Annotated in this window: 10 protein-coding genes and 1 pseudogene; 9 read left to right on the top strand and 2 right to left on the bottom strand. The window is 68.6% G+C overall.

The genetic code is table 11. The features are described 5' to 3' along the window. On the bottom strand, positions 1 to 390 hold a 390-nt coding region (locus ADK55_RS07685; RefSeq protein WP_053676720.1), incomplete at its 3' end, for a hypothetical protein. Between the two features lie 581 nt (positions 391 to 971). On the opposite strand from ADK55_RS07685, the gene ADK55_RS07680 reads away from it, so the two are divergent. The 7 genes from ADK55_RS07680 (at position 972) to ADK55_RS07645 (ending at position 6338) form a co-directional block, all read left to right on the top strand. Beyond that, complete coding sequence (locus ADK55_RS07680) at positions 972 to 1967, top strand: hypothetical protein (RefSeq protein ID WP_053676719.1); 996 nt, start codon at positions 972 to 974, stop codon at positions 1965 to 1967. A 665-nt stretch (positions 1968 to 2632) separates the two neighbouring features. Further along, complete coding sequence (locus ADK55_RS38375; protein ID WP_159041306.1) at positions 2633 to 2989, top strand: hypothetical protein; 357 nt, start codon at positions 2633 to 2635, stop codon at positions 2987 to 2989. 26 nt (positions 2990 to 3015) lie between these two features. Next, complete coding sequence (locus tag ADK55_RS07670) at positions 3016 to 3399, top strand: hypothetical protein (protein ID WP_159041305.1); 384 nt, start codon at positions 3016 to 3018, stop codon at positions 3397 to 3399. Positions 3400 to 3784: 385 nt separating this feature from the next. Then, positions 3785 to 4204: a hypothetical protein gene (locus tag ADK55_RS07665; protein WP_053676716.1), complete on the top strand. Its 420-nt coding sequence runs from the start codon at positions 3785 to 3787 to the stop codon at positions 4202 to 4204. Positions 4205 to 4271: 67 nt separating this feature from the next. After that, positions 4272 to 5086, top strand: a protein-coding gene (locus ADK55_RS36090; RefSeq protein ID WP_420713601.1) for an IS5 family transposase whose coding sequence is annotated in 2 segments (ribosomal slippage) — positions 4272 to 4575 and positions 4575 to 5086 — 816 coding nt in all. Because the reading frame shifts where the segments join, the coding sequence is not laid out codon by codon here. A 139-nt stretch (positions 5087 to 5225) separates the two neighbouring features. Further along, positions 5226 to 5564, top strand: a complete 339-nt coding sequence (locus ADK55_RS07650; RefSeq protein WP_234349939.1) for a cyclic-phosphate processing receiver domain-containing protein — start codon at positions 5226 to 5228, stop codon at positions 5562 to 5564. Between the two features lie 222 nt (positions 5565 to 5786). After that, positions 5787 to 6338: a helix-turn-helix domain-containing protein gene (locus ADK55_RS07645; protein WP_324611171.1), complete on the top strand. Its 552-nt coding sequence runs from the start codon at positions 5787 to 5789 to the stop codon at positions 6336 to 6338. A 193-nt stretch (positions 6339 to 6531) separates the two neighbouring features. Here ADK55_RS07645 and ADK55_RS07640 read toward each other — a convergent pair whose 3' ends face one another. Beyond that, positions 6532 to 6807 carry a hypothetical protein gene (locus ADK55_RS07640; RefSeq protein ID WP_159041304.1) on the bottom strand — a complete coding sequence of 92 codons (276 nt, stop codon included), beginning with the start codon at positions 6805 to 6807 and terminating at the stop codon, positions 6532 to 6534. Between the two features lie 22 nt (positions 6808 to 6829). Between ADK55_RS07640 and ADK55_RS07635 the strand changes: the two genes are divergently transcribed. Both ADK55_RS07635 and ADK55_RS39610 read left to right on the top strand, forming a co-directional pair. Then, positions 6830 to 7087 carry a hypothetical protein gene (locus tag ADK55_RS07635; protein WP_053676712.1) on the top strand — a complete coding sequence of 86 codons (258 nt, stop codon included), beginning with the start codon at positions 6830 to 6832 and terminating at the stop codon, positions 7085 to 7087. A gap of 495 nt (positions 7088 to 7582) precedes the next feature. Then, a pseudogene (locus ADK55_RS39610) lies at positions 7583 to 7981 on the top strand (diadenosine tetraphosphate hydrolase); the annotation flags it as partial.

Genomic DNA, 7981 nt, shown 5'->3' with positions numbered 1-7981 from the left:
CGGAACGAATTTGAGTACCTCTTCGAAGGCGGCGAGCGCGTAGGCCATCGCCGCACGGTACCTGTGGTGCTCGGACTTGGGTCGGTTGAGCAGCTCAAGCCCGGCGGAGCGGGAAACTCGGTAGCCGACATCGGCGAACTCGCCGGGGTCGATGATCCGGGACGGTTCAGCGCCACCGAAGGCCGGCGCGGGCGAAGGAGTCTCTTCAGCCATCCGGAACTCGAAGCGACGGCTGCGGCCGCACTGCCGACAAACCCCCTCGTACACCGCCACGAGGTCGTCGCCCCGCAACTCCAACCGGTGTTGCCGGGCGAAGTCGGAGCTGCCGCACTCGCATGCGTACAGGTCCATGTACAGGTGCGCTTCGGACGAGGATCGGGCTCTCAACATGGTCTGAGCCTAAGGTCCATTGCGCGGTTTCGGGTGGGAGCGGACCATCGCGGTGCGCTGTGCGCGGACGGTGTCGCCGGGCACGGCGGTTGGCCGACCGCGTGCCTTGGCGCTCCACGCACACGAAGGCCGGGGGAGACTCTTATCGGTTTTTGCGTCCAGGCGGAGGCGGCGGACCCGTGGAGGGTGCCGATGGACGCTGCCGTGATCGACAGCGGTGTCGGTGCTGATCTCTGCCACCGGGTCCGGGCGCACCGGAACGACATCCCGGCCGTCGCGGGACCCCCACGCCGCCGAGAACCGAGCACCGGCCACGGATGGCCTGGGGCTGCGGCCGTCGCGGCGGCACTGGTGAAGCGTCGGCAGCCGCAGCGTGCGCAGTGCCGTGACACCGGCCGGCGTCGAGCATGGGCAGCGACAGCAGATGCGCACCGGTTCGAGATACGCGAAATGCGCTCAGGTCCGAAGCCGATGTACACGAGAACGGGAGGCACCCTGCGTCGGCTTCGGGGCATGCAACCCACGCCCGGCTCGCGGCAATGCACTCGCGTGGCGCTTCCCCGTCCGCGTACGGTCTGCGCATGACGAGGACCACGCCGACCAGACCCGCGCACGTGGAGGCTGTGTTCCCGGAGCTCGCCGCCTATCGGGGCCGGACGACCCGCCTGCACCCCCGGCCGGGGCGACCTGGCATGCATGAGAGCCATGTCGGCGGACCGATGCTGTGGCCCGCCGGCGAGCCGTGGCCGGTCTGCCAGGAGCCCCACCAGCCCGAGACCGAGGGGTACGTGCCGGACGACGTCCGCAGTGCCCGGGCCGCGGGCGTCTGGCCGCGGAGCCGGCCGTGGCCGGGCTCCGGAGCGCCCGGAGAGGACGGTTCGGTGCCGTTCGTGGGCCTCGCCCAGTTCTTCCGCCGGGACATCCCGTCTCTGGCTGCCGGGCCCGACGGTGCGGATCTGGTGCAGATCTTCCGCTGCCCGTGCAACCACGGTCCGTACCTGGAGCGCCGATACCACCTGCTGTGGCGGCGGGCCGCAGAGACGGAGCGTGCGGAACGCTTCCTCGCCGCACCGCCCGAAGTACCCATGCTGCGTTGGGAGCACGAACTCCCCGAGCCGTGTGTTCTGCATCCCGAAGAGGTGGACACCTATCCCTGGGCGGAGGACGACACGCTGCCCGCCTCTCTGATCGCCGGCATCGACGCGTGGGACGACGCCCAGGCCGCGGAACACGGGCCTGACGCTTCCAGCTACCAGTCCGACCTGTCGATCCCGCCTGGCTGGCGGGTGGGCGGCTTTCCGAGCTGGGCGTCGACGGGTCCGATGCCCATCGGTTGCGAATCCTGCGCGACCCCGATGCGGCTGCTGCTGACCGCCGGCGGTGACGAGATGGACGCCGGCTCACACAGCTGGGTGCCGCTGCAGGACCGCGACCCGTCCCTGCGGGGTAAGGCCTCGATCCAGGGTGGCTGGTCCGTTGTCCAACCGACCCGGCTCCGCTTCGGCCGGGACCGGGACCTGCATGTCTTCACCTGCCCGGCCGAGCCCGGCCACCCACCCCAATGGGTGCTCTCCTGAGGGGTGGTGAGCCAGTGGGACCAGCTTTCGCTGCCCAACAGCTCCGGGCCGGGTGCCTGGGTGACCACCCATGGGGGAGCAGCGCGACGGCGGCCGCGACGAGGTCGGTGGACTCGGGGTGCCGTCCGGGGCTGTCGGTCCACGGTGAACAGCCTGCACTCCTCCAGCGGAAGCAGACCGTGGAAGGGGCCGGAACCGCTCCCTCGAGTTCGACGAGGAACTTCCGCTAGGCCGGCGGCAGTTCGATACGGTGGTCGCCCTCAAAAGCGCCCACCTGCGCGGAGCCGAGGCGCGAACCAACGCGGAACTGGTGACGCCGGGCGCCCGCGGACTGGCTGCGCCGGGCCCGGCACGGGACCTTCGTAGGCGGCCCGCCGTTCGTCGCGGGCGGGCAGCGACTTCCCCGGCCGGGCAGAGCAGGACGCGGTGGTGCTCGACTTGCGGGCCGGATGCTGCGGGTCTGACCCCGCTCTCGATTCCGCCACACCCAAGTGGAGATCCTCCAGGCACCCTCTGGCGTCTTCACCTGCTCGGAGCTGGGCCACGAGTGGGCTCGGCGCCTGCCCTGTGCCTCCTGCCATCCGGCCATATTCGGCATGGTTCCGCGACAAGTGATTCAGGTAATCCTCGCCAGAGCCGGGTGTGCCGTATATACGCTGGGACCAGTGAACCCGATCCTGGGGGACCCTTTGCGTGGAATCACACCGTCACTACGCACTGCCGGCGCTGCGATCCTGGCCCTGGCTTCGTCGGGCGTCACCGCTCCCGCTCCCACCGCGATCACGGAATCACATGCCGCACTGTCGGCTTCGGAACTGACACTCCTGGTCCAGATGGCTGACGCCTATCTCCAGCGTCGCGCCGATGCCGTCACCACGGGTGGATCGCGCATCCGTTTCGCCTCGGCACCCGTTCCCATGACCGCGGCTGCGGCGGAGAATCTGGCAGGTGACCTGACCGCGTTGCAGCACACCGGGCGGGCTCTGGAGAAGGTCAGCGGTGGTATAGCCGCGCGGATGTGACCGTGACGCCAGGTGAGAGCAGCGTCATGGGGGACACCGCAACGGTCGTTGCCACCGAGGACGCCCGCCTGTACTACCCGAACCCCCAGGAGGGGGTGCCCGCCTACGAGACGTACTCCTTACCGCACACGCTGACGTTCACGCGATCCGCGGAGGGGTGGAAGCTCGCCGGCGACCAGGCGCGGATGGAGCCTTCGTCGCTGCGGCCGATCACGCAGATCACCAAGCCGCTCGGAGATCCCGGTCGCATCAACGAGCCCGGACCGGGCGGCGAGCCGGCACCCCACTCGCAGGACGAGGGCCCCAAAGAGCCGCCCAGCAGCACGGATCTGCCTGCGACGGGCATGTCGTCGCGGACTGCGAAGCCGACGGTCTCCGCCTCGTACAGCCACGACAAGATGGTTGATTGAGCGAATCGGTACTGGAAGAACGACAACGGCGGCTGCCGCCCCTACGGCAACGACTGCACCAGCCTCATCTCTCAGGCAAATGAGAGCCCGCCGCTGTAACACCGCAGCAGGCAGCCATTCCTCCCGGGCAGACAGCAGCAAGTGGTTCCACGCAAGCTTTACCTGGTCAACCAGTTACACCTGCGCCGGGGCAGAGAACCGGTACAGATCCGAGCCCCGACGGGACATCAATCACACCATGATCGTGACCGCCAGAGGAGGCGGCGACCCTTAGATGACCTACCAGTCCAGCAACACGCACAACAGGAAGCCGAGCATCATCCGGGCCCAGAGCTCGGGAGCCTCGTGGCACGCCCATCGCACCTGACACGAAGGGAAACCCGCCGTGAGGAAAGCCCTGGCACCGCTGACGGTTCCCGTCCTGTGCGCGGTGCTCGCCGCCTGCGCTTCCGAGAAGGACGGTAGGAGCGAGCGGCAGACCGCCGAGCAGTACATCGCCGCGCTGAACGCCCGCGACTCCCAAGGGCTCATCGCCCTGACCGAGCCCGATGCGCCGGGGCGCACGGGCGTGAAGGAGAGCGCCGAAAAGATCATTGCCGAGAACGGTGGACGCGACCTCAAGACCAGAATGATCGACGTGCTCAAAGAGTTCGAGCCGACCTACGCCGGCGTGCATGTGACCGGCACCGATGGCAGCGGCAAGCAGTTCAGCATCTACATTCAGATGGGCAAGAAGGAAGGCGACTGGGTCATCGGTCTGGGCCAGACCCCGATCAAGGGTGCCATCAAGACGCCATCCACCTAGGCCGTTTCCTTCGGATCATCTGATCATTGGTTGATGTGTGTCGTTGACTGATGCCCAGTGGGCATGAATTGAGCCCTTGTTGCCAGTCCGGGCACCGAAACGGGGCGGGCGGTGGCGTGACCACCGTCAGGTGATCGACGCGATCGCGTTCAAGTACCGCACGGGCACGCCGTGGATGGACCTGCCCGAGCACTTCGGCTCGTGGAAGGGTGCCCACAACCGGCTGCGGAAGTGGGCGGCCGACGGCACCTGGGAGAAGGTCTTCACCGCTCTCCTCGCCCAGGCCGACGCCGAGGGCGACCTGGAGTGGGTCGTCGCGGTCGACTCCACGATCGTCCGTGCCCACCAGCACGCCGCCGGGGCCCGTCAGAAGGGGCCCCGGACGGCGAGCCCGCCGACCATGCCCTCGGACGGTCCCGCGGCGGACTGACCACGAAGATCCACCTGGCCGCCGACAATCGCTACCGGCCCCTGGCCTTCCTCATCACACCCGGCCAGGCCGGTGACGCACCCGCGTTCCCGAAGGTCATGGCCCGCCTATGGATCCCGAGGCCGGTCGGCAGACCGAGGGTGGCCCCGGACGTGGTCCTGGCCGACAAGGCCTACTCGTCCCGCGCGATCCGCTCCCACCTGCGTCGGCGCGGGATCCGGGCGGTGATCCCCCAGCCCGCCGACCAGGCCGCCAACCGCAAGCGCCTCGGCAGCCGCGGTGGCAGGCCACCGGCCTTCGACCGCGAGGCCTACAAGCAACGGAACACCGTCGAACGCTGCATCAACAAGCTCAAACAATGGCGCGGCCTGGCCACCCGCTACGACAAGACCGCCACCGTCTACCTCGCCGGACTCCACCTCGCAGCCATCTTCATCTGGTCAGCCAGATGATCCGAAGGAAACGGCCTAGTCGGCTCCCCACGCATCAACGGGAGTCTGCGGCTCACCTTGACGATGGGCATCGGCGGTTCGCCCATCGGGCTCTCGATACCCCGTGGTTATCCCGCCTGCCTGCTGTAACACTGATCCAGTGAAAGAAGTCCCCACCGAGCCGATGCCCGTCGTCCTCGGCATAGACGACCTCCGACCGCTCCCCAGGGCCACGCGGATTGCCCGCACCAGCCGCGAAGGCATCCAGCTCCTGGAAGAGCACCGCGACAGCTTCATTGACGAGTTGTGGCTCGACCACGATCTCGGCGGCGACGACACCATCATGCCGGTGGTGACCCTCATGGAAGAAGCCGCCTTCAGCGGACGGCCCTTTCAGATCGGAGCTGTCTTCGTTCACAGCGCCAACCCCATCGGCGCCGAAACCGTTGTCCGGTCTCTCACACGCTGGAACTACCACGTCCAGCGGGCAACGGCCTAGTGAGCCGGTTCGAGGTCTGGGCTCGCTTTGTGAGTCGTGTTCTGTTTCAGATCTTGGGGTTCGCCTGACGTGACCGGTTTGCGGCGGCTGTGTTGGACGGATGGGTGATACCAGGCTGCCGCCGGTGGTCTTGTCGGATGCCGAGCGGTTGACGTTGGAGAGCTGGGCCAGGCGGCGTTTAACTGCGCAGGGCCTGGCCCAGGGTGCGCAGATCGTACTCGCGTGCGCGCGGGGGTGGAACAACACCGTGTGGCCGCGCGGTTGAACACGGAACGCAAGACAGCGGCCAGATGGCGGACCCGATTCTTGCGTGGCCGGCTGGAGGGCCTGTCGGACGAGCCGCGGCCCGGGGTGCCGCGGACCATCACCGACTCCCAGGTGGAAGAGGTGGTGGTCCGCACCCTCGAAGAGACACACGCGGGCGGGACGCGCTGGTCGAAGCGGGAGCTCGCCACAGTCGTGGGGATCTCTCCGGCGAGCGTGCTGAGAATCTGGCACGCCTTCGGCCTGCGGCCCTGGCGGACCGAGACCTTCAAAATCTCCCTGACCCGCTGCCGATTGACAAGATCCGCGATGTCGTCGGCCTCCACCTCGCCCCGCCGGCCAACGCGGTGGTGTTCGCAGCTTCCCGAGGCGCTTCAGTATCCGGCTTACCTGTTCGCCGCGTGCGGCCGGCATTCCGGCCTGGACGGCCGCCTCGCCCCGGGGAAGTGCCGTCTCCGTTGCCCGCGCCCGGACGGTCGTGGCCTCTTCCGTGGCGAGCGCGCGCAGTAGTGCGGCGAGTCGGCTGTCGGCCATTTCGCCGGCCCCGACCTCCATCTCGGGGGTGCACGGTTCCACGAGGAAGTCGCCGACGGTCAGGGCGCCCACCGGCTGGCTGAGCAGTCAGGAAGCACCCGGCCTTCGCATACCGCGTGCACGGGAGATGTCCGCTTGGTTCGGCGCAGTCCATCAGCCCCGACCCGGGCTACTGCGTTTCTGCGTTCTGCGCGGCAACCTTGTTCAGGCGGTGAGCCCCGTGATCCGAGTCGGAATCGGTCTCGCCGGCGGCGGTGCGGATGCGCTCGGCGCGGGTCTCGCGCCCGGACGTCACGGGCACGCGCGCTTTGAGATCGAAGAGGCGGTCAAACGGCAGACCCGCGAGCCACGGGAGCTCAACACCCAGTGTTTCCCGAGCACTCGCCGGCGAGTGCAACCCGCGCCCTTGGACGACCCCGACGGCTGCTACGGTTCCGCCGATCACCACATCACCTGGGGGGCAACACATGGACATCGGTCTCTTCCTGTTGGCATTCGGACTGTTCAGCGCAGTATCCGGTGGCTGGGTCGCACTCAACGTGCGTGGCTCGGCCACCGCTCTGGATCGCTGGGCCGAAAGGAATGCGGAGGTGCGCCGGCACGCCCAGGGGGACCTCGGCCCCGCGACGCGGAGCGCGTCGGCCGCCCTCTTCCGCTACCTCGGTACGGCGGCGGGCCTGAGCGGCACCGTCCTTGCCCTGGGCGGCCTGGCGATGCTCCTCTGACCATCGGACTCCAAGCCTGCAGCCTGACCGGCCGCGAGGTCGCTGCGCCCGCAACCGCGACGCGTACGCGGGCAGCGCTGACACATTGACGGACTACGCCGAGGCGCCTTCGGGGGCGCAGGCTCCCGCGCGACCACAGCGCCAATGCCTGCCCGGCCGCTTCGGAGGCCGGCACCCCTACGGCCACCGGCCCGCCCCCGGCGATGCCCACGGCCCGTCCGGTGGCTGCCGGCAAGGGGGACTGGCCGCTCCGGTCCGCGCTGACCTTGGCGATCAGGTCCGGTAGGTCCGGTAGGTCCGGAGGGACCAGGTTCGAGTCCGGGACCTCGCGCGCTCCCAGGACGCGGCGAACTCCAGGCCGTCCAGGGGTGCCTGGGGTTGGCAGGGGTGCGCCTCGCCGTCCTGGTGGTCAGATCCACACTTCAGTGGCCCGCCCTCATTGCCGCCCGACTGTTCGGACCGGAGGCGCACTGCCCTGGTGCGCCGCCACGCAGGCTGCCCGGGTACTTGGTTCTCCTCGCGGACGAGCCGGGTGTTCAACGGCTCTCTGACCTGCCCGGGCCAAGCGACTGTCATCTCTGTCTGACATGGACCAGTTCGGAGAAGCGGTTGAGCGGGCCTGCCGGCGGCTGGACCCCGACTTTCCGCGGGTCAACTCGTAGACCCTCGGCAACACAGACCGTTCCCGCACGCCCATGTCTGAACGCGATTGGAATGGGAGCCGGCCGAGCTGGTGGGCAAGCCGGTGTGGCTTTATCCGCGTGACCGCCGGAGTGACGAGCGGTTCAGGCTCGGCCCGTACCACGATGGGCTGCGGGATGCGATCAGCAGCGAACTGGGCCGCTTGGCGCACGGCTTACTGATCGCTTCAGGACGAGGCTGTGACGGCGGAGG

Source organism: Streptomyces sp. WM4235 (assembly GCF_001279725.1).
Lineage (GTDB): Bacteria > Actinomycetota > Actinomycetes > Streptomycetales > Streptomycetaceae > Streptomyces.
Note: the sequence above shows the minus strand (reverse complement) of the source record. Positions and strands in the feature narration are given on the sequence as shown.

What these genes read in the sequence shown, in the direction of transcription:
- ADK55_RS07670 (WP_159041305.1), top strand. Translation starts at nt 3,016, where the DNA reads ATGGGGGACACCGCAACGGTCGTTGCCACCGAGGACGCCCGCCTGTAC.
- ADK55_RS07635 (WP_053676712.1), top strand. Translation starts at nt 6,830, where the DNA reads ATGGACATCGGTCTCTTCCTGTTGGCATTCGGACTGTTCAGCGCAGTA.
- ADK55_RS07680 (WP_053676719.1), top strand. Translation starts at nt 972, where the DNA reads ATGACGAGGACCACGCCGACCAGACCCGCGCACGTGGAGGCTGTGTTC.